This window comes from Phreatobacter sp. (assembly GCF_016793595.1).
Lineage (GTDB): Bacteria > Pseudomonadota > Alphaproteobacteria > Rhizobiales > Phreatobacteraceae > Phreatobacter.
In genome coordinates this window covers 108,441-127,530 of sequence record NZ_JAEULY010000020.1, presented here as the reverse complement: position 1 = coordinate 127,530, position 19,090 = coordinate 108,441, and the positions used below count along the sequence as shown (strand labels likewise).

Sequence of the window (19,090 nt, the reverse complement as noted above, 5' to 3'; positions counted from 1 at the left end):
TATCAGGCGGCGGCCGCCGTGCCGGCGGCCACCGAACCGACCACGCGCACGCGCACGCGCAGCGAGTTGCCGGGCAGATAGGCGATCGGCATGTCCTCGGTCTCGATGGTCGAGATCGTGGCCCGGTCGGCGCCGGCCGCCACCGCATTGTCGGCGGCGATGCGCTGGGCCGCCGCGATCGCGTCGTTGCGGCTGAGCTCGCGGAAGATCTGATCGCATTCGCCGGAGACCTGCGCGATGGCCGCGCCGACCGCGTTGGCGCAGTCGCCGTGTTCGACGCGGATCACCCGCGATGCGCCTTCGATGGCGTCGGGGATCAGGAAGGCGCCGCCGCCGACCGCGATCAGCGGCACGTCGCCGGATTCGGTCTTCATCCGGTCGAGCGCCTCTTCCACCATGCGCTTCGCCTCGGCGAAGACGCGCGCGGTGGTCGCCGTGTCGAGATGCGCGACCCTCGCCCTGTCGCCGATGGGGAGCAGGCCGGCGGCGATGGCGACGTCGCTGGTGGTGAGCTGACCGCCGCCGAAGGCGATGCCGTCCTTCAGCAGGCGATAGCCGACCGACAGCGGACCGATGGAGAGCGGGTCGAGCGACACATGGCTGCCGCCGCCGAGACCGAAGGACAGGAGGTCCGGCATGCGGAACAGCGTGCGCACGCCGCCGACCTGCACAACCGAGTTGGCCTCGCGCGGGAAGCCGTTCTTCAGCTGGCCGATATCCGTCGTCGTGCCGCCGACATCGGCGACCATGGCGTCGTCGAGGCCGGAGAGATAGGCGGCGCCGCGCATGGAGTTGGTCGCGCCGGAGGCGAAGGAATAGACCGGCAGACGCATGGCCTGGTGGGCCTCGGCGACGGTGCCGTCGTTCTGGGTGATGAACAGCGGCGCGGCGATGCCGCTGTCGGCGATGGCCTTTTCGAAGGCCGCGATGGTGTCGCGGGCAAGGTCCGTCAGCGCGGCGTTCAGGAGGCCGGCATTCTCGCGCTCCAGCAGGCCGATGCGGCCGAGATCGGACGAACAGGTGATCACCGCACCCGGATTCTCGCGGGCGACGATCTCCGCCGCCTCCTTCTCGTGGGACGGGTCGAGTGGCGAGAAGACCGAGGAAATGGCGACGGCAGTCAGCCCCTTCGCCTTCATCTCGCGCGCGGCCTTCGCCACCGCCTCGCGGTCCAGCGGCATGAACGGCCGGCCGTCATATTCGTGGCCGCCCTCGACCATGTAGACCGCGCCGCGAACCAGCTCGGCGAGGTCCTTCGGCCAATCGCAGAAGGGTGGGAGGGTCGCGCCCGATGGCAGGCCGAGGCGCAGCGCCGCGACCTTCGACAGGTGCCGGCGCTGGACGACCGCGTTGATGAAATGCGTCGTGCCGATCATCACGGCGTCGATGCCCTTGGCCTTGAGCGCGCCGGACGCGCCGAGCTTCGCCAGCGCTTCCAGAATGCCGCCGGTGACGTCCTCGGATGTCGGGGCCTTGACCGCGCCCGCCACCTTGCCGTCCTCGATCAGGACGGCATCCGTATTGGTGCCGCCGACGTCGATGCCGATCCGTCTCATGATCCGAACACGCTCTTGAAGTCGATATCGTAGTTGAAGGCCCGGGGGCCGACATGCTGCAGGCCCTTGGGGGTGAGGAACACGTCGGCCGTGGGCAGCGCGATGACCGTCACGCGCTGGCCGTAGCGGATGGTCTCGGTGCCGATGGCTTCGCCGGTCACGGTGTCGAGCACGCAGATCAGGTCTGGCGACATGGCGATGGGCTCGCCGTCCTGCCAGGCGACGATCCATTCGTTCTGGAAGGCGACGTCCAGCGCGGTGCCCTTCCAGGCATCGACGCCGTCGAAACGGGTGCGGCCGCGCAGGAAACCCTCGGTCGCGCGGCGCTCTACGTCGGTGACCTTGCCGCGATAGAGGATCTTGCCGGGCTCCACCGACAGGATGGCGTCGATCGGGTCCTCGTGCCGTCGCTGCGCCTCGCGAACGGCCGCACCGATGGCGATGGCCTTGGTGGTGGTGCCCGGAATGCACCACTGCTTCACCTCGGCGCCGGTGCGCGGCGCCTTGCAGGTCGAGGCGATGGAGCCGTATTCGACGCAGATCTTGCGGCTGACCCGCTCCATCCACTTCCAGGTCGGCACGGTCTGCACCACGGCTTCGAGGCCGCGGCAGTCGACGGTGGAGAGCGGGTAGGGCTTGAGGTCGCCGACGGCGACGGAGGTCATCTGCGCTTCCGGATAGGCGCGGCCCATCATGTCCGCGTCGATCACCGGCCGGCCGAGATGGGCGGCGGCCATGAGCGGCTGGATCGAGTTACCCCCGCCGATCTCCAGCGCCATGATGCCGCGGAAGCGGATGCCGGTATGATCCTCCATCAGGCCGACCGCGCGGGCGATGGTGCGGCTATCGGTCAATCGCTCCTGCCCGACCAGCGGGGCGCCCATATTGGACACCGCCGCGACCCAGTCGTCGTCGGCGAGGTCGCCCGGCTGCATCAGTTGCACCTTGAAGCCCTCGGCATAGAGCTGGCGCATGTTCAGGAGGCCGAGATAGGGGCTGCCGCCGCCGCCGGTGCCGAGAATCCAGGCGCCGACTGCGAGGGATTCGATGTCGTCGAGGGTGATGTCGCGAAGGTCGGTCATGATCGGGAGCGGCCCTTGAGGCTCGGATGCGGGTGTTCGCTGGCGGGCTTGGTGCTCACGACAGCATCTCGTTCATCACGCGGGCGGTGGCGGTGATCGACAGGATCACCGGCAGGCCGAGGACCGGCTTCACCGCGGCCTTCAGCGCCGGTCCGTAGCTCATGCAGTCCATGGCGACGAGATCGGGCTTCATGGCCTTCAGCCGCTCGGCGGCGGCGGCGGCCTCCTCGGGTGTCGCGCTGGGGCGCAGCGGTTCGCCGACGACTTCGAGGCCGGGGCGTTCCCACTTGGCCTTCAGCTTGCCGACCTGCTCGGGCAGGGGCAGCAGGATGCCAAGCCGGCCCTCGGGCAGCAGCGCGCTGGCAAGGCCATTCAGCACCCGCGACGGGAACAGCACGCCGGCATCGCCCTCCATCGGCGGGAAGTCGCCGGTGCAGGCGAAGACGATGGCGTCGCAGCCGTCTTCCTCGCGCAGGAGGCGCAGCGTCTCGGGCGAGCGCTCGATGACGTGCTTCTTGGAGATCTTGATGTCCGTGCCCCCGCGCAGGCGCGTGTAGAGCGTGTCAGCCCCGCTGATCGGTGGGCGGGCGGCGATCTCGGCATCGGTCAGCCCATCAAGGCAGCCGCGCAGCACCACGCGCGTTCCCGCGGGCGCCTGCGCGGCGAACAGGTCTGCGATGTCGTCGCGCGGCGACTGGCCGATGGTCGCGATTCCGAGAGTACGGGGCATGGTTCAGGCCTCCAGTTCGACGCCATCGGCGGCGGCCCAGGCAAGGCCCACCCTGTCGCCGACGGAACGCACGGGCCGCTCGCCCGCATTGGTTTCCTTGACCAGCATCTGCCGGCCGTCCGCGAGCGCGACGCGGTAGAGCGTCTGCCCGCCGAGGAAGCTGGCGCTGTCGATGGTGCCGTCCAGAACGGCACCCGGCGCGCCGAGCACGATCTTCTCGGGCCGCACCGCCAGCGCCTTGCCGCCGGGCCGCTCGATCAGATTGATCTCGCCGATGAAGTCGGCGACGAAGCGCGTCTTGGGCCGATCGTAGATCTCTGTCGGCGTGCCGATCTGCTCGATCCGGCCGGCGTTCATCACCGCGATCCGGTCGGACATGGCGAGCGCCTCCTCCTGGTCGTGGGTGACGAAGACGAGGGTGACGCCGAGCTCCTTCTGGAGCTGCTTCAGTTCGAACTGCATCTGCTGGCGCAGCTTGCGGTCGAGCGCGCCGAGCGGCTCGTCGCACAGCAGCACCGGCGGGCGGATGACGATGGCGCGCGCCAGCGCCACGCGCTGCTGCTGGCCGCCGGAGAGCTGGCCCGGCCGCCGATCCTCGAAACCGGTGAGGGCGACGAGGGCGAGCGCTGCCCTCACCCGCTCCTCGATCTCGGCCTTCGGCACCTTGCGCATGCGCAGGCCGAAGGCGACGTTCTCCGCGACGGTCCGATGCGGGAAGAGTGCATAGGACTGGAACACCATGCCCATGTCGCGCTTGTGCACCGGCACGTCGGTGACGTCGCGGTCACCGACGCGGATGCGGCCGGTATCGACGGTCTCGAAACCGGCGATCATCCTGAGCGTGGTGGTCTTGCCGCAGCCGGAGGGGCCGAGCAGCGAAAAGAACTCGCCGGGCTTCACGTCCAGCGAGACCGCGTCGACCGCGCGAACCCGGCCGTCATAGCTCTTGGAGACGGCGTCGAGCCCGATCGAGGCCGGGGAGGAGGCGGACTGGTCCATCAGCCCCTCAGGATCCGCGTCACGCGCAGGTCGATCGCATCCTTGCGCGCATTGTACCACTTCCAATCCGGCTGGATGAGCCGGGCGACCTTCTCGGGCGTGTTGAACAGCTTGGCGTCATACTTGGCGTCGAGCTGAACCTTGGTGTTGGACGGCGAGTACCAGACCGCCTCGGCGAGCTTCTTCTGCACGTCCGGCCGCAGCATGAAGTCGATATAGGCGTAGGCGAGTTCCTTCACCTTGGAGCCCGGCGTCACCGTCAGCACCTGCTCGAGCGCCAGCACGCCCTCGGAGGGCAGCGCGAAGTCCACCGGCTCCGGCGTGCCCTCGTAGCGATAGACGCCGCTGTCGTGGATGACGCCCATGCTCACCTCGGCCGAGAGCAGTGCCTTTTCCATCTGTCCCGTGAAGTCGAACAGCTTGATGGGCTTCAGGGCTTCCAGCGCCTTGTAGGCGGCGTCGAGGTCCTGCATGCCCGAGCCGTAGATCTGGCCGAGCATCATCAGATGCGCCTGCCCCAGCGAATTGACCGGGATGAGATAGCCGCCGCGCTGGCCCGCGAGCTTCGGGTCGGCGAGGTCCTTCCACGAGGTCGGCTTGCCGAGGCCCTTGTCGGTGCGGTAGCCGAGGCCGATGCCAGAGGTGAAGATCGATACGCCAACGATCTTGTCGTTGATCGCGTAGGGGTAGACGTCCTTGAGGTTCGGGACGTTCCTGACGTCGATCTTCGGCTCGACGATGCCGAAGTCCACGGCCTTCCACTGCTCGTTGGAATTGGTGTGCAGCACGTCGTAGATCGGGTTGCCGCGCGGGCTCGCCTGCAGCTTCGGCAGGAACGGAAACGCCTGGTCGGCGGAGACCGTGCACTTGAATTCGCGCTCGAAGGCGGGGAGGAGCTCGCCCTTCATGATCTCGCCCCACTTGCCGCCCCAGGTCGTGATCTTGAGCGTCGCGGCCTGGGCATTGGCGATGTGGGGAGCGCCGAGGGCGGCAAGGGCCGCGCCGGCGGCGCCGGCCTTCAGGATACTGCGTCGGTCAGGCTTGATCATCGTCATGGCTCCACCTCTTGGTTTGCCGCCGTTTGCGGCGGGCATCTTCACAGCTTCACGTAGGATTTCAGCCCGATCACCTTCTCGAGGATCACCACCACCGAGACGGCCATCAGGATCGACACCATCGAGGCGGCGGCGATCGCGCCGTCGAGGTCGAACTTCATGTAGTTGAACAGCACCACCGGCAGCGTCTCGCCCTGCGGCATGACCAGGAACAGCGAGATCGGGAACTGGTCGAAGGAGACGATGAAGGCGAAGATGCCGCCGGCGAAGACGCCCGGCCGGATCAACGGCAGCGTTACTTCGAAGAAGACCCGCGCCGGGCTCGCGCCGTGCACGGCCGCCGCCTCCTCGATGCGCCTGTCGAAATTGTGCAGGACCGCCAGGGTCGTCCGCAGGACATAGGGGACGGCAACCAGCGTATGGCCCATGATGAGGCCCCAGACCGGCCGGCCGATGTCCATGAGCAGGTAGAGCTGGAACAGGGCGAGACCGGTGAGGATCGCCGGCAGCATGAGCGGCGACATGAAGAAGGCGGTGAGGACGCGCGATCCCGGAATGTTGCCGCGCGCCAGCGCCAATGCGCACAGGCCGCCGATGACCATGGACAGCACCAGCACGACGACCGCGACCTGGAGGCTGAGCCACAGCGCGCCCATGAATTCGGGGCTGGAGAAGAATTTCTCGAACCAGCGCAGCGAGATGCCGACCGGCGGGAATGAGATGTAGGGCGTCGGGTTGAGCGCGAAGACAGTGATGATCGCGATCGGCGCGAGCAGGAAGGAGAGGATCGCGCCGTTGACGGCGAGATAGGCGATGTGGCCGGCGTCGGGACGGGCGCTCATGCCATCTTCTCCCCGCCGGCGAAGCGGCCGAGTACGTTGTTGTAGGTAATGATCACGACCAGCGAGACGGCGAGCAGGACGACGCCGAGAGCACCGGCAAAGCCCAGATTGAAGCTCGCGCCGACCTGTTGGTAGATCAGCATGGGCAGCGTCAGCACGTCCGTGCCGCCCATCAGGAACGGTGTGACATAGGCGCTGATCGACAGGGCGAAGACGAGCAGCGATCCCGCGAGGATGCCCGGCAGCGACAGGGGCAGCGTCACCTCCAGGAAGGTGCGCGTGCGGTTGGCGCCGAGGCTGCGCGCGGCCTGTTCGAGCCGCTCGTCGATGCGTCCGATGACGCCGGTCAGCGTCAGCACCATGAACGGCACGTAGATGTGGACGAGGGCGACGATGGTGCCGAACTCGTTGTACATCAGCTTCAGCGGCGACGAGATCAGCCCCCACGACAGCAGCGTCGTGTTGATGACGCCCCGGTCCTGCAGCAGCGTCATCCAGGCGAAGGTGCGCACAACGATGCCGGTGAGCATGGGCGCGATCACCGCCATGAGCAGCAGGGCATGGCCGATGCGCGAATGGGTGCGCGCCATGAGATGGGCCAATGGATAGCCGATGACGAGCGAGGCGATCGTGGTGATGGCGCCGATGCGCAGCGTCGCGACAAGTGCCTCGAAATAGAGCGAGTCCTCGAAGAACCGCTCGTAGTGCTGCGTGGTGAAGGTGACGCCGGACTGGATCGCGGGATTGCCGGTCAACACCGACAGCAGTGCCATGACCCCGAATGGCAGGATGAAGAAGACGACGAACAGGAGCAGGGCAGGGCCGACGGCCCAGGCGATGGGCGAGACGGCGGGCCGGCGCGGGCGCAGGGCGGGCGCGGCAGGAACGGGCAGGGCGGGAGCGGAGAGGTCAGCCATGGGCCAGTTCCTGCAAGCGCGGTGCCGAAGGCTCGCGGCCGAAGCGCGTCTCGACCCTGTGGGTCATGTCCTGAAGCATGGCGACAAGCTCCGCGCGCTCCTTCGGCTCGACCTGCGACGCGGAGAAGGCGATATAGGGCGCGAGCGCGGTCCGGCGGTCGATGTCCTCGATGGCGACGGAGATTCCGGCGAGCCCCGGCAGGGACTCGTCGTTGGAGACGTCCCAGCCACGTGCCCGTGCCCGGTTCACCAGCACCATCAGCTCGGCCAGCGTGCCCGGCGCATTGGGGCGCGGCCTCGGCGGGAAGACCGCGAAGCGGCGGGCGATCTCCTCGTCGGAAAGGCGCGCCATCAGCATCCGGCCGGTCGAATTGGCCCAGGCCGGGCCGCGCGTGCCGGGGGGCGTGACGACGCGCAGGGGGTGCGTGCCGGCGCGGCTCCTCAGCACGACGATGTCGATGCCGTCGAGGATGGAGACGCCGGTCGAAAAGCCGGTGCGTCGGGTCATGTCCTGAAGCTCGGCATCGAGCGCTTCGAGCACCGGGTCGCCTGCGGCATAGGCGCGCCCGAGTTCCAGCATGAGCAGACCGGCGCGATAGCGGCGCGTTGTCTCGTCGCGCTCCAGCAGGCCGAGATTGGCCATGTCCTTGAGCAGCCGCGAGGCTGAGCTCTTGGGCCAGCCCATCGCCGTCGACAACTCGAGAACCGCGACGTCGGAACGTCCGCGTTTCAACCAGTGCAGCACGGCGGCGGCGTTAGCCAGGCTCATCAAAAAGTTCCATTATTTGGAACAAGGTGCCAATATATAGAACTCTAGAAACGAAACGGCGTCGCTGTCAACGCGGCCAAGGCATGGCGATCCCGCGTCGGGCGCGGGTGTCGTTCAGGTTGTTCAAGGGGGAGAAGACGGACGTCTGCCGCCTCGAGTTCAGCGCTGCTGTGCTTCGGCTTTCAGGCGCGCGCGCTCGACCTTGCCCATGGCGTTGCGCGGGATGCGGTCGACAACGACGATACGCGCGGGCGCCAGAGTTTCCGAACGGCGCGCGCAATAGGCGATCAACTCGTCACTGCGAACCGGCTCGCGCGGCACGATGGCCAGCCAGATCTCGTCAATGCCACCTGCGCCCGTGACCCCGAAGGCCGCCGCATCGGCGATGTCGCCGCGGCCGGCCACCAGTTCCTCGATCCGTTCGGGCGCGACCTTCAGCCCGCCGGCATTGATCAGTTCGTCCGAGCGCCCCTCGATCACCAGAAAGCCGTCCGCGCGCAGATGGCCGACATCGCCGGGATAGAACCAGTCCGGGGTGCGGTCCGGGTAGAGCGTTCCCGGCACGTGCGGGCGTCCGCCCGCAGGCGCCAGAATGCGGATGCGACCGCTCGCTCCGGCCGGCAGGGGCATTCCGGCATCGTCAACGATCTCGACGCGCGCGGAGGGCACGACGTAGCCGACGCCGCCGGGCACAGGGTCGGCTTCGTCGAGCAGGCACATCGCGGTCTTGCGGGCCTCGGTCGAACCGTAGCCGATGGCGATGGTGCGTGTGATGCGCCGGCGGATGCTGGTCGCGAGCTCGGCGCTGGCCGCCGCGCCGCTCAGGGTGACGAGCTGGACCGAGGCGCAGGAGGCTGGCGTCTCGTCGAGGGCAGCGAGCAGCACGGAGAGTTGCTGCGGGGAGCCGAACAGCACCTCGACCTGATAGAGGTCGATCATCCGGGCGGCCTCCTCCGCCGAGCCCGCAAGGCAGGCAGTGCGCCCGCACGCCAGGAGCCGCGAAACCTCGGTCAGGGCCAGCTGTGCGGCAAAGCCCATCAGGATCAGTTCGCGCGACGTGCCGGGCACCGAGTGGATCAGCGCGTGATCGCGCAGGCGTGACTCGAACTCGGCGACCGTAAAGGCGATCGGCTTGCTGCGACCGGTCGTGCCCGAGGTCAGCGCCAGCACGGCGAGCCGCCCCGGATCGGTGGCGGCAGGATCGACCGGATAGCCGTCATCCGCGGGTGGCTGGAACCAGCCATCGTCCACGACGATCGATCGGACGTCGGCCGCCTGCGGCTGGTTGGCTACGCCCGTCAGTACGGCCGAGGCGCCCGCCATCGTGGCGGCATCGGGCCCCGCCGTCAGCGAGACGATGCCGAGCCGCATCAGGGCGCAGAAGACGACGAAATGGCGAACGGGGTTGTCGAAGCTGAGAACCACCGTCTCGCCCGGGCGCAGACCGGCCTGATGCAGCCGCGCGCAGGTCCAGTGGATGGCATTCGCAACCATGCCGTAGGTGACGACGCGGTCCAGCATCATGATCGCCGGGCGGTTCGGATAGAGCCTGCCGTTCAGCAGCACGAAATCGACGAAGTTCATGGCGCGGTTACCGCTGGAGCTGTAAGGGCGGGCAGTCGGACATTGGTGTGGCAGGCGGGGCGGCGGGCATGCAAGGGAGCAGGGCGGTCGGCAGTGCCACCCGGCGGGTTCTGATCGGCGCAGCGGCCGGACTGGCGGTAGCGCGGATCGCGCGCGCTGCGGCAGCGCCTCGCATCATCGTGCCCTATTCCGCCGGCACGACCATCGACGTGGTGGCCCGCGTGCTGGCGGATGTTCTCACTCCGCATGTCGGCGAGCGGGTGCTGGTGATCAACCGCGACGGTGCGGCCGGAACGCTCGGCTTCGTCGAACTCGCCCAGTCGCCATTGGACGCCCTGACGCTGGTCCTGTCCGGCCCGACGCCGCTCACCGTCCATCCGCACCTGCGGCAGGAGCCGAGCCTCGATCCGGCCGGTTTCGCGCCGGTCTGCCAAGTCTATGAGCTGCCCTTCGTGCTGGCCGCCTCGCGCCCGTCCGGCATGGCGGACCTCGGGCAACTGATCGACCGGGCGCGGGCCGCGCCGGGAACGCTGCGGCTCGGCCATCAGGGCCGGGCCTCCGCAACCCATCTGCAACTCCTGGGCTTCGCGGCGGCCACCGGCATTGTCGTGAACGACATCCCCTACCGCGCGCACGGGCAATTGCTCGCAGACCTCGCCAGCGGCCAGCTCGATGGGGCCATGCTGGCGACAGGCGCATTCGATCCTGCGCTGGTCCGGCTGCTGACGGTCTTTTCCGAGCGAGGGTCGGTGGCCTATCCGGGCGTGCCGGCAGCCGCCGCGCTCGGCCTTCCGGTGTCGATCGACAGCTTTGCCGCTCTCTACGCGCGGGCCGGTCTGTCCGCAGAGCGGCATGCCGCGCTCGAGACGGCCTGCCGACATGCGGCCGGCAGCCGGGCCGTGCTGGACGCCGTGAGGAAGGCGGGCGCCGAGCCTCGCTTCGCCGATGCCGAGAGCCTCGCCAATCGCGTCTCGACCGAGCGCCGGAAGATGCATGCTCTCCTCGGCCGCCTGGGACTGTTGCCGCAATAGCGGCGGGGGAGATCAGAACCTGTAGGCCGCGCCGACGCGGGCCTGCGTCTGCGACGAGCGCGCACGCATGACATAGCCCGAGCTGATGCCGAAATGCGGGGAGCTGGCGGGCGTGACATTCGGCGCGTTGCGGCTGCCGAAATCGTAATGCATCGCCTCGGCGCGGATAACCCACTGCGGCGTGAGCATGTATTCGACGCCGGCACCGATGACGAAGCCGACCTGGGTGCCATCCGACTTCCAGGCGGCGCCCGAGGACTGAACCCAACGCTGCGACGGATTGCCCAGCGCCACGCCGCTCGTCATGTAGATCAGCGCGCGGTCGATGGCGAAGCCGACACGGGCGCGCAGGCTGCCGGCGAAGTTGCTGTGCGACCTCACAAAGGCCGGATCGAGCGGGTTGACGTTCGCGGTGCCGCGCGCCGTGTTGTAGGTGATGTCGGCTTCAAGGCCGAGGACGACGAGCGGTGATGCCTGCCAGTTGTAGCCCGCGAACAGGCCGAGCACCGCGCCGGTCGGCGAGGCGTTGTACTGCATGTTCGCAGCGCCGGTGTACCAGCCGGAACCGCCAAGGCCCACATCCGTCCAGCGGTTCCCGGCGAACCCCGCGCCGGCCAGAACGCCGGCATAGGCTCCCGCCCATCCCGAATTGGGCGCCGCGAGCGGCCGGCCGATGCTCTGAGCGTCCGCGCCGGTCGAAAGCGCGATGATGCTGACGCAGGACAGGAGGGCGGAACGATGCATCGGGGGCGCCATCAATGCGGGTTGCAAGGCTGCCATAGCTCTAGGCTGGCGCGCAGGCGGTCGCAATGGTCCGTTGATACCGCCCAGGATTCAGGAGCGGGTCGCGACAAATCGGCAACAGACGAGCAATGGCCGCCCCATCCAACATGGAGGGAGCGGCCATGACCTGATTGAAACGGAACGGCGCGGCTGCGCCGGCTGGCTCAGGCCGCCGGCATCTTGATCGAGGTGTCGAGGAAGGAGTTGGTCGCGAATTTCGACAGGTCCACTTCGCCGACATTCTCGAAGAAGGCCTTCACGAGGTCGTAGTCGTCCTTGAGCCGGCCCGCGTCGAGCGCTCCGAGGGCGACCGACGTGGTGGTCGGGTCGCGCATCAGTTCGAGAATGCGCTTCCACTGGTCGCGCTGGTTCGATTCGTCGAGGCCGGAGACAGCGCCCATCAGCGCCTTCAGGCCAGGCCCGATATCGCCGACGCAGGCACGGAAGGCCCGCTGGGAAACGCGGACGAACTTGGCGACGGTCTCGGCGTTCCGCGCGAGATAGTCGCCGTTGACGATGATCGAATTGCCATAGGGGTTCAGACCCATTTCGCGCCACGGCGCAAAACCGAGATCGGCGCCGAACTCGCGCACCTTCAGGTCATGTTCGTTGTAGAAGTCCGAGGTGATGTCGATGGCCTTGGAGCGCAGCGCCTGGATCTTGGCCTGCGGGCTGACATTGACGAAGCGCACGGAGGCCGGGTCGATGCCGACCTTGCGGGCGAAGGCCGGCCACATCAGGCGCGAAGCGTCGCCGGGCGGGTTGCCGATGGAGCGGCCGGGGAAGTCCTTCGGCCCGGTGATGCCGCTCGACTTCAGCCAGTAGAAGCCCTGCGGCGAGTTGGCATAGACGACCATGACGGCGGACAGGTTCGAGCCGCGCGAGCGGGCGAGGAGGGCGGTCGCCATGTCGGCGATGCCGAGCTGCGCGCCGCCGGCCGCGACGCGCTGCGCGGAAGCGCCCGAGCCGCGCCCGGCCTCGATGGTCAGGTCGATGCCCTCCTTCTCGTACCAGCCCTCGGCCTTGGCAAAGTAGTAGGGCGCATGGTCGGCGGTGGGCGTCCAGTTGAGGACGAGATTGACCTTCTCGCTGGCGCGTGCGAGGCGCGGAGCCATGAGCGCGCTGCCGGCAAGCCCGGCGATGACGATGCGGCGGGACGGCTTGCCGGGGAAGATTTTGTCACGGGACGTCATGGCGACTACCTCGAATGTCCGCCCCGGCACCATGCCGACGGCCTTCGAGAATTCAGTGAAGCACCGTTTTGCGGACTATACAACCAGTTGGTTGATACCGGATGGACTGATACGGTGACGGCCCGACACGAGGAGGCCGGATGTTCGATCCGGCGCGAGGCATGATCAGCGGCAACGGGCGAAAGGTGGTTCGGCAGGCCGGCCAGCGCGATCCGGAGGCGACACAGGGCGCCCTGCTCGCGGCCGCCGTTGCCGAATTCGCGGAGAAGGGCTTCGCCGGCGCGCGGGTCGACGAGATCGCGGCGCGCGCGGGGGTCAACAAGCAGCTTGTCTATCACCATTTCGGCAACAAGGACGACCTCTACCAGGCGGCGCTGGAGACGGTCTATGCGCAGATCCGCGAGCACGAGCGCGCGCTGCATCTCGGCGATCTGGAGCCACTGCCGGCCATGGAGCGCCTCGTCGGCTTCTCCTTCGACTATCTGCACAGGCACCCGGAATTCGTGGCGCTGCTCGCCGACGAGAACCTGCACGGCGCGCGCCATGTTCAGCGATCCAGCCGGCTGAAGGAAATGCACTCGCCGCTCGTCACGCTGATGCGCGACACGCTCGACAAGGGTGCGCGGGAGGGCGTGTTTCGCAGTGACCTCGACCCCATCGACATCTACATCTCGATCGCAGCGCTGTCCTATTTCTATTTCTCGAACGGGCGGACCCTGTCGGCGATCTTCGGCCGCAAGCTGGGGTCGCCCCGCAACATCGCCGCGAGGCGCAAGCATGTCATCGCCTTCGCCCTCGGAGCGTTGCGGGTGTAGTGCGGGGCGCGGCGTGCGCGCTGTCGCATTTTATCAACTAACTGGTTGACTGGCGTCGACCTAGTCCATATCGTGCCGCCATCTTCGCGATCAGCCGGGAGGCAGGCGGCGCATGACGGTGACCGGAATCGAGGCAGACCGCCCGGCGGAAACCGCGGCTTCGTCGCCGGAGGAGGTCCGTGCGACGGCGCTGCGCTGGGCGGCGGTGGTGGCGGTCCATCTCGGGCTTCTCGTTGTCTGGGAACTGGGCGTGAAGCTCTCCTCGCTGCCGAGCTTCGTCCTGCCTGCGCCCACCGACATCGTCGCGACGCTCGGCAAGGCGAGTTATGCCTGGCTCGACAATACCCGCGTCACCACCATCGAAATCGTCGGCGGCTATCTTCTTGCCGTGGTTGCGGGCATCGGTCTGGCGCTGGTCTTCTCCTGGTCGCGCATCCTGACACTGGCGATCTTCCCGCTGCTCGTCACGCTCAACATGATCCCCAAGGTGGCGCTGGGCCCGCTGGTGATCGTCTGGTTCAGCTACGGCATCGGCACCAACATGCTGATCACCTTCTCGCTGTGCTTCTTCCCGATCCTGCTGACGACGCTGCGCGGGCTGCGCGAGGTGGAGCCGGACCTGCTCGACCTCGTGAAGTCGCTCAAGGGTTCGCGCTGGAAGATGTTCCGCTACATCCAGCTCCCCGGTTCGCTGCCCTACATCTTCTCGGGCATGAAGGTGGCGGCGATCCTCGCCGTCGCCGGCGCGGTGGTCGGCGAATTCATCGCCTCCGACCGTGGCCTCGCCTACCTGATGATCCAGGTCCAGGCCTCGCTCGACACGCCCGCCATGTTCATGGCCGTCGTCCTGCTCACCCTCATCGGCATCGCGCTCTATCTCGCGGTGCTGGCGCTCGAGCTTTGGCTCGTGCCGCGCGATGCCCGCAAATCCTGACCGGCCGGGAGGCCCGACATGAACGACGTGACCCGCGACCCCGTCGCCTGGCTCGACGCCGCGTCCTTTCCCGAGCGCTTCGAGACGGCCGAGGCGCTCGAGGATTTCATGACCACGCCGAGCCGCGACCTCGCGCGCGATCTGGCGGCGATCGACGGCGACATCATGGTGCTGGGCGTCGGCGGCAAGATGGGCCCGACGCTGGCGCGCCTCGCCCGCCGCGCGGCTCCCGACAAGCGCGTCTACGGCGTCGCCCGGTTCAGCGAGAAGGGCCTCAAGGACGAGCTCGAGAGCCACGGCATCGAGACGATCGCCTGCGATCTGCTCGACCGTGGCGCCGTCAACGCGCTGCCGAAGGTGCGGAACGTCATCATGATGGCCGGCCGCAAGTTCGGCGCGGAGGGCGATCAGCCGCTGACCTGGGCGATGAACGTCCATGTCCCGACGATCGTCGCCGAGGCCTTCGGCGCCTCGCGGATCGTCACCTTCTCGACCGGCTGCGTCTATCCGTTCGTGTCCACGTCCGGGCAGGGAGCGACCGAGGACAGCCCGCTGACGCCGCCGGGCGAATATGCCAATTCCTGCATCGGCCGCGAGCGGATGATGGCCTATTTCTCTGGTCGGCTCGGCACGCCGGGCCGCCTGTTCCGCCTCAATTACGCGATCGACCTGCGCTACGGCGTGCTGTTCGACGTGGCGAGCGCGGTGCGCGACGGCCGCCCCATCGACGTCACCATGGGCCATGTCAACGTCATCTGGCAGGGCGACGCGAACGCGCAGGCATTGCGCGCGCTGAAGCAGGCGACGGTGCCTGCCTCGCCGCTGAACGTCACGGGGCCGGAGACGATCTCCGTGCGCTGGCTCGCCAAGGTCTTCGGCGAGCGCCTCGGCAAGGCGCCGGTGGTCACCGGCGAGGAAGCGCCGACCGCCTGGCTGAACAATGCGGCAGAGGCTGCGCGCCTGTTCGGCTACCCGGTCGTGCCGCTGACCAAGATGGTTGACTGGGTGGCCGATTGGGTCGCCCGCGAGAAGCCGAGCCTCGGCAAGCCCACCCATTTCGAGGTGCGGGATGGCGCCTACTGACACCATCGCCGTCGAGCGGCTGGACGAGGGCGCCCTCGAAGGCGCGCTCGCGCTGTCGCAGGAGGCCGGCTGGAACCAGTCGGCCGACGATTGGCTCATCTTCTTCCGGGCGGGCAACGTCTTCGGTGTCCGGGACGGGGACATGCTCGCCGCGACAGGCGCGATCCTACCCTATGACGGTTTCGGCTGGATCAGCATGGTCCTGACCGCCAGGGCCGCGCGCGGGCGCGGCCTTGGCACGGCCATCCTGAAGCGCGCTATCGCGGCGCTTCAGGAGACCGGGCGCGTACCGGTCCTCGACGCGACGCCACAGGGCGAGCGCATCTACCGGCCGCTTGGCTTCGAGCCGGTCGCGCCGCTCTGGCGCTGGCGCGGTACGAGCCCGGGAGGTGGCGAGGCCGCGCCGGGCATCGTTCGGGCGAAGGCCGCCGATCTCGATTGGATCGTCGCCCGCGATGCCGAAACCTTCGGCGCGGCGCGCGCAGGGCTGGTGGCGGGGCTGGCGGCGCGCGCGCCGGATGTTGCTCTCGTTTTGCCCGAGAGAAGCGGCTTCGTGCTGGCCCGCCCGGGCCGCGCGGCTGTCTCGATCGGCCCGCTCGTGGCCGATGACCAAGACGCCGCCGCGGCCTTGCTGGATGCGGCCATGGCCGCCGCTCCGGGACCGATCCTCATCGACGTGCCCGAGGGCCGGCCGATCATCGAAGACCTTCTGGCGAAGCGAGGCTTTGCGAAGGAGCGCCCGTACCTGCGCATGGCGCTCGGGCGGCGAGAACCCTTCGGCGACCCGGAACGGGTCTTCGCCATTGCCGGGCCGGAACTCGGCTGACCACCAACATACCGACTGGGAAACGCGACCGATGGGCCTTCACCGCAACGATATTCCAGCCGATGTCCGGTCCGTGCTGATGCAGGGGGCGGTCATCCCCGCCCATCCGCTGGCGCTCGACGCCGCCAGGAAATTCGATCGCCGCCGGCAGCGGGCGCTCACCCGCTACTATGTCGATGCCGGCTCCGGGGGCCTCGCGGTCGGCGTCCACACCACGCAGTTCGAAATCCGCGATGTCGGTCTCTATGAGCCGGTTCTGGCCGCCGCCATGGAGGATGCCCGCGCCTGGACCGACCGGCCGCTGGTGATGATCGCCGGCGTCTGTGGCCAGACGGAGCAGGCGGTGCGCGAGGCGAAGCTTGCCGTCTCGCTCGGCTATCACGCGGGCCTCCTGAGCCTTGCCGCGATGAAGGGCAGGACGCAGGCCGAGATCGTCGCCCATTGCCGGCGCGTCGCTGAAGAGATCCCGCTGGTCGGCTTCTACCTCCAGCCGGCGGTCGGCGGCATGAACCTCGACGCTTCCTTCTGGGCCGAGTTCTGCGCCATCGACAACGTGGTCGCCATCAAGGCCGCGCCGTTCAACCGCTACCGCACGCTCGACGTGGTCCGCGGCATCGTCGCGGCGGGGGCCGAGGATCGCATCGCCTTCTATACCGGCAATGACGATCACATCGTCCTCGATCTGGTCACGCCCTTCGTGGCGGCGAGAGATGGCAGGCAGGTGGAGGTGCGCGTGCGCGGCGGCCTGCTCGGCCACTGGTCGGTCTGGACCAGGGGCGCGGTGGACCTGCTGGCGCGCCTCAAGGCGGCGGCCGCGAAGCCGGCCGTTCCGGCCGACATTCTTGCGCTCGACGCCCGGGTCACCGACTGCAACGCCGCCTTCTTCGACGTCGCCAACGATTTCCACGGCTGCATCGCCGGTTGTCACGAGGTGCTGCGCCGGCAGGGCCTGCTGGAAGGCATCTGGTGCCTCAACCCGAAGGAAGGGCTGAGCCCCGGCCAGTCGGCGCTGATCGACCGCGTCTCGCGCGAGCATGCCGACCTTGCCGACGACGCCTTCGTCGCCGCCAATCTGGAGCGCTGGCTCGCATGACCGACACGCTCACCACGGCCGAGCCGATGCTTCGCCTGCGCAATGTCGCCAAGACCTACACGACCGGCGGCAAGCGCTTCGTCGCCGTCTCCAACGTGACCATGGATGTCGCCGAGGGCGACATGGTCGCGCTGGTCGGCCCGTCGGGTTGCGGCAAGACGACGGTGCTGAAGATTCTGGCCGGCCTGCACGACGCCGATGACGGCGAAGTCAGGATCGGCAACGGCCACATGGCCTTCACGCCCGGGCGCGATGTCGGCATGGTATTCCAGCAGGCGCTGCTGCTGAAATGGCGCACCATTCTCGACAATGTGCTGCTGCCCGCCGACATCCTCGGACTGCCGAAGAAGGCCTCGCGCGAGCGGGCGCGGGACCTGCTCGCCATGGTCGGTCTTGCCGGCTTCGAGCAGAAATATCCCTACGAGCTTTCGGGCGGAATGCAGCAGCGCGCCGCCATCGCGCGGGCGCTCGTGCACGACCCGAAGCTGATCCTGATGGACGAGCCCTTCGGCGCGCTCGACGCGCTGACGCGCGAGAAGATGAACCTGGAAATGCTGCGCATCTGGCGCGAGAGCGGCAAGACGATCCTGTTCGTCACCCATTCCATCCAGGAGGCGGTTTTCCTCGGCGCGCGCTGCGCGGTGCTGACGGCCGGGCCGGCGCGAATGGCGGATTACTTCACCATCGACCTGCCGGCCGATCGCACGCTCGATATCAAGACCACCGAGCCCTTCGGCAACTACGTCAAGCGCATCTATGGACTGCTGGGCTTCTGATCGCCCGGTGGCTTCTAGAGGCTGCGCCTCGCCCGCTCCGTCGCCATATCGGCGAAAGCCTGTTCCAGACGCTGGACGAAGATCCGCGCGGCGGCCGATAGCGAGCGCCTCGCGGGATGGACGAGGTAGAATTCGAGGTCCAGCGGCGGGTCGGTGCGTCGCGCCGCCAGCTCGCCACGGTCGAGTTCCTTGAGGATCGAGGTCAGCGACAGGAGGGTCACCCAGTCGCTGCGCTTCAGGAGCTCCAGAATGCCGTGGAGGCTGTCGATCTCGACCAGCCGGTCGACGGTCATCCCGACGGAGTGGATGTAGCGATCGAGCATGGTCCGCAGGCCGTTATTCTGCGAGGGCAGGGCGATCTTCACCGGCGGCAGGCCGGACAACGGTCCGCTGGTTCGCGCGGCGAGCCCGCCCGGCGCGGAGATCAGGAAGATGGGATCAGGCGAGAGCCGGCGGGTGACGAGCCGGCGGTCGACCGGTGGCACGGCGACGACCGCGAAGTCGACATCGCCCGACAGCGTCCATTCCGTGAGCGGGCCGGAAAAGGCTTCGGTGATCCTCAGCTGGACGTCCGGGAAATCGGCGAGATAGGTCGCGATGAACCGCGGCATCAGGCCCTTTGCGACCGTCGGCGCGAGGCCGATATTGACCGGTCCGGCGACGCGGTCGGCACCCGCCATCACCGACTTGCGGGCGGCGTCGACCTCGGCGAGCACCTTGAGGCAGTGGCGGTAGAAGGTCTCCCCGGCGGCGGTCGGATGGGCTCCGCGCGCGAGCCGTTCGAGAAGCGCCGTGCCCATCTCGGCCTCCAGGTCGCGGAGGATGCCGCTGACGCTCGGCTGGGCGAGATTCAGGCGCTGGGCCGCGCGATTGATGCTGCCTTCCTCATAAGCTGCGACGAAGGCCGTGACGTGCCGCAGGTCCAAGACTTATATCCATAGGCTATAACTGACATACGATCTTATAGCATTCTATGGGGCAACGGAACGGCTAGTTTCAGGTCGCCGGGGCCGACAAGGGCC

Annotated in this window: 19 protein-coding genes; 7 read left to right on the top strand and 12 right to left on the bottom strand. The window is 68.1% G+C overall.

Features of this window, described 5'->3' with window-relative positions; translation table 11 throughout:
• Positions 1 to 2 precede the first annotated feature (2 nt).
• From JNK84_RS20090 to JNK84_RS20050, 9 genes are all read right to left on the bottom strand, one after another.
• Positions 3 to 1,556: a hydantoinase/oxoprolinase family protein gene (locus tag JNK84_RS20090; protein ID WP_293427324.1), complete on the bottom strand. Its 1,554-nt coding sequence runs from the start codon at positions 1,554 to 1,556 to the stop codon at positions 3 to 5.
• Positions 1,553 to 2,638, bottom strand: coding sequence for a DUF917 domain-containing protein (locus JNK84_RS20085; protein ID WP_293427321.1), 1,086 nt, complete (start codon positions 2,636 to 2,638; stop codon positions 1,553 to 1,555). Before JNK84_RS20085 ends, JNK84_RS20090 begins: the two co-directional genes overlap by 4 nt.
• A 55-nt stretch (positions 2,639 to 2,693) precedes the next feature.
• The gene (locus JNK84_RS20080) at positions 2,694 to 3,368 is read right to left on the bottom strand and encodes an AroM family protein (RefSeq protein WP_293427318.1); all 675 of its coding nucleotides are present in this window, start codon (positions 3,366 to 3,368) and stop codon (positions 2,694 to 2,696) included.
• Between the two features lie 3 nt (positions 3,369 to 3,371).
• Positions 3,372 to 4,367 carry an ABC transporter ATP-binding protein gene (locus tag JNK84_RS20075; protein ID WP_293427315.1) on the bottom strand — a complete coding sequence of 332 codons (996 nt, stop codon included), beginning with the start codon at positions 4,365 to 4,367 and terminating at the stop codon, positions 3,372 to 3,374.
• Positions 4,367 to 5,422 carry an extracellular solute-binding protein gene (locus tag JNK84_RS20070; RefSeq protein WP_293427312.1) on the bottom strand — a complete coding sequence of 352 codons (1,056 nt, stop codon included), beginning with the start codon at positions 5,420 to 5,422 and terminating at the stop codon, positions 4,367 to 4,369. Before JNK84_RS20070 ends, JNK84_RS20075 begins: the two co-directional genes overlap by 1 nt.
• A 41-nt stretch (positions 5,423 to 5,463) precedes the next feature.
• Entirely contained in the window at positions 5,464 to 6,264 is an 801-nt protein-coding gene (locus JNK84_RS20065) for an ABC transporter permease (RefSeq protein ID WP_293427309.1), read from the bottom strand.
• Complete coding sequence (locus JNK84_RS20060) at positions 6,261 to 7,181, bottom strand: ABC transporter permease (protein ID WP_293427306.1); 921 nt, start codon at positions 7,179 to 7,181, stop codon at positions 6,261 to 6,263. Before JNK84_RS20060 ends, JNK84_RS20065 begins: the two co-directional genes overlap by 4 nt.
• Entirely contained in the window at positions 7,174 to 7,950 is a 777-nt protein-coding gene (locus tag JNK84_RS20055; protein ID WP_293427303.1) for an IclR family transcriptional regulator, read from the bottom strand. The genes JNK84_RS20060 and JNK84_RS20055 overlap by 8 nt, the downstream gene beginning before the upstream one ends.
• A gap of 159 nt (positions 7,951 to 8,109) precedes the next feature.
• Entirely contained in the window at positions 8,110 to 9,534 is a 1,425-nt protein-coding gene (locus tag JNK84_RS20050; protein ID WP_293427300.1) for a class I adenylate-forming enzyme family protein, read from the bottom strand.
• Positions 9,535 to 9,602: 68 nt separating this feature from the next.
• Here JNK84_RS20050 and JNK84_RS20045 point away from each other — a divergent pair, with 68 nt between their 5' ends.
• Entirely contained in the window at positions 9,603 to 10,565 is a 963-nt protein-coding gene (locus tag JNK84_RS20045; RefSeq protein WP_293427298.1) for a tripartite tricarboxylate transporter substrate binding protein, read from the top strand.
• Between the two features lie 12 nt (positions 10,566 to 10,577).
• Here JNK84_RS20045 and JNK84_RS20040 read toward each other — a convergent pair whose 3' ends face one another.
• Positions 10,578 to 11,309, bottom strand: coding sequence for an outer membrane protein (locus JNK84_RS20040; RefSeq protein WP_293427296.1), 732 nt, complete (start codon positions 11,307 to 11,309; stop codon positions 10,578 to 10,580).
• A 203-nt stretch (positions 11,310 to 11,512) separates the two neighbouring features.
• Positions 11,513 to 12,541, bottom strand: a complete 1,029-nt coding sequence (locus JNK84_RS20035; RefSeq protein ID WP_441343278.1) for an ABC transporter substrate-binding protein — start codon at positions 12,539 to 12,541, stop codon at positions 11,513 to 11,515.
• A 161-nt stretch (positions 12,542 to 12,702) separates the two neighbouring features.
• Between JNK84_RS20035 and JNK84_RS20030 the strand changes: the two genes are divergently transcribed.
• From JNK84_RS20030 to JNK84_RS20005, 6 genes are all read left to right on the top strand, one after another.
• Entirely contained in the window at positions 12,703 to 13,356 is a 654-nt protein-coding gene (locus tag JNK84_RS20030; RefSeq protein ID WP_293427294.1) for a TetR/AcrR family transcriptional regulator, read from the top strand.
• A gap of 112 nt (positions 13,357 to 13,468) precedes the next feature.
• Entirely contained in the window at positions 13,469 to 14,290 is an 822-nt protein-coding gene (locus tag JNK84_RS20025) for an ABC transporter permease (RefSeq protein WP_293427292.1), read from the top strand.
• Positions 14,291 to 14,308: 18 nt separating this feature from the next.
• Positions 14,309 to 15,373 carry an NAD-dependent epimerase/dehydratase family protein gene (locus tag JNK84_RS20020; protein WP_293427290.1) on the top strand — a complete coding sequence of 355 codons (1,065 nt, stop codon included), beginning with the start codon at positions 14,309 to 14,311 and terminating at the stop codon, positions 15,371 to 15,373.
• On the top strand, positions 15,360 to 16,199 hold the full coding sequence (locus tag JNK84_RS20015) for a GNAT family N-acetyltransferase (RefSeq protein ID WP_293427288.1): 840 nt from the start codon (positions 15,360 to 15,362) through the stop codon (positions 16,197 to 16,199). The genes JNK84_RS20020 and JNK84_RS20015 overlap by 14 nt, the downstream gene beginning before the upstream one ends.
• A gap of 31 nt (positions 16,200 to 16,230) precedes the next feature.
• A complete protein-coding gene (locus JNK84_RS20010; RefSeq protein WP_293427285.1) occupies positions 16,231 to 17,292 on the top strand; it encodes a dihydrodipicolinate synthase family protein in 1,062 nt (353 codons plus the stop codon).
• Positions 17,289 to 18,068 carry an ABC transporter ATP-binding protein gene (locus JNK84_RS20005; protein WP_293427282.1) on the top strand — a complete coding sequence of 260 codons (780 nt, stop codon included), beginning with the start codon at positions 17,289 to 17,291 and terminating at the stop codon, positions 18,066 to 18,068. The genes JNK84_RS20010 and JNK84_RS20005 overlap by 4 nt, the downstream gene beginning before the upstream one ends.
• 14 nt (positions 18,069 to 18,082) lie before the next feature.
• Here the strand turns inward: JNK84_RS20005 and JNK84_RS20000 are convergent, their stop codons facing one another.
• Complete coding sequence (locus JNK84_RS20000) at positions 18,083 to 18,994, bottom strand: LysR family transcriptional regulator (protein WP_293427279.1); 912 nt, start codon at positions 18,992 to 18,994, stop codon at positions 18,083 to 18,085.
• Positions 18,995 to 19,090 lie beyond the last annotated feature (96 nt).

Bases quoted from the DNA above. Each gene is read 5' to 3' on its own strand.
- JNK84_RS20090 (WP_293427324.1), bottom strand. From the start codon at position 1,556: ATGAGACGGATCGGCATCGACGTCGGCGGCACCAATACGGATGCCGTC.
- JNK84_RS20085 (WP_293427321.1), bottom strand. From the start codon at position 2,638: ATGACCGACCTTCGCGACATCACCCTCGACGACATCGAATCCCTCGCA.
- JNK84_RS20080 (WP_293427318.1), bottom strand. From the start codon at position 3,368: ATGCCCCGTACTCTCGGAATCGCGACCATCGGCCAGTCGCCGCGCGAC.
- JNK84_RS20075 (WP_293427315.1), bottom strand. From the start codon at position 4,367: ATGGACCAGTCCGCCTCCTCCCCGGCCTCGATCGGGCTCGACGCCGTC.
- JNK84_RS20070 (WP_293427312.1), bottom strand. From the start codon at position 5,422: ATGACGATGATCAAGCCTGACCGACGCAGTATCCTGAAGGCCGGCGCC.
- JNK84_RS20065 (WP_293427309.1), bottom strand. From the start codon at position 6,264: ATGAGCGCCCGTCCCGACGCCGGCCACATCGCCTATCTCGCCGTCAAC.
- JNK84_RS20060 (WP_293427306.1), bottom strand. From the start codon at position 7,181: ATGGCTGACCTCTCCGCTCCCGCCCTGCCCGTTCCTGCCGCGCCCGCC.
- JNK84_RS20055 (WP_293427303.1), bottom strand. From the start codon at position 7,950: ATGAGCCTGGCTAACGCCGCCGCCGTGCTGCACTGGTTGAAACGCGGA.
- JNK84_RS20050 (WP_293427300.1), bottom strand. From the start codon at position 9,534: ATGAACTTCGTCGATTTCGTGCTGCTGAACGGCAGGCTCTATCCGAAC.
- JNK84_RS20045 (WP_293427298.1), top strand. From the start codon at position 9,603: ATGCAAGGGAGCAGGGCGGTCGGCAGTGCCACCCGGCGGGTTCTGATC.
- JNK84_RS20040 (WP_293427296.1), bottom strand. From the start codon at position 11,309: ATGCATCGTTCCGCCCTCCTGTCCTGCGTCAGCATCATCGCGCTTTCG.
- JNK84_RS20035 (WP_441343278.1), bottom strand. From the start codon at position 12,541: ATGACGTCCCGTGACAAAATCTTCCCCGGCAAGCCGTCCCGCCGCATC.
- JNK84_RS20030 (WP_293427294.1), top strand. From the start codon at position 12,703: ATGATCAGCGGCAACGGGCGAAAGGTGGTTCGGCAGGCCGGCCAGCGC.
- JNK84_RS20025 (WP_293427292.1), top strand. From the start codon at position 13,469: ATGACGGTGACCGGAATCGAGGCAGACCGCCCGGCGGAAACCGCGGCT.
- JNK84_RS20020 (WP_293427290.1), top strand. From the start codon at position 14,309: ATGAACGACGTGACCCGCGACCCCGTCGCCTGGCTCGACGCCGCGTCC.
- JNK84_RS20015 (WP_293427288.1), top strand. From the start codon at position 15,360: ATGGCGCCTACTGACACCATCGCCGTCGAGCGGCTGGACGAGGGCGCC.
- JNK84_RS20010 (WP_293427285.1), top strand. From the start codon at position 16,231: ATGGGCCTTCACCGCAACGATATTCCAGCCGATGTCCGGTCCGTGCTG.
- JNK84_RS20005 (WP_293427282.1), top strand. From the start codon at position 17,289: ATGACCGACACGCTCACCACGGCCGAGCCGATGCTTCGCCTGCGCAAT.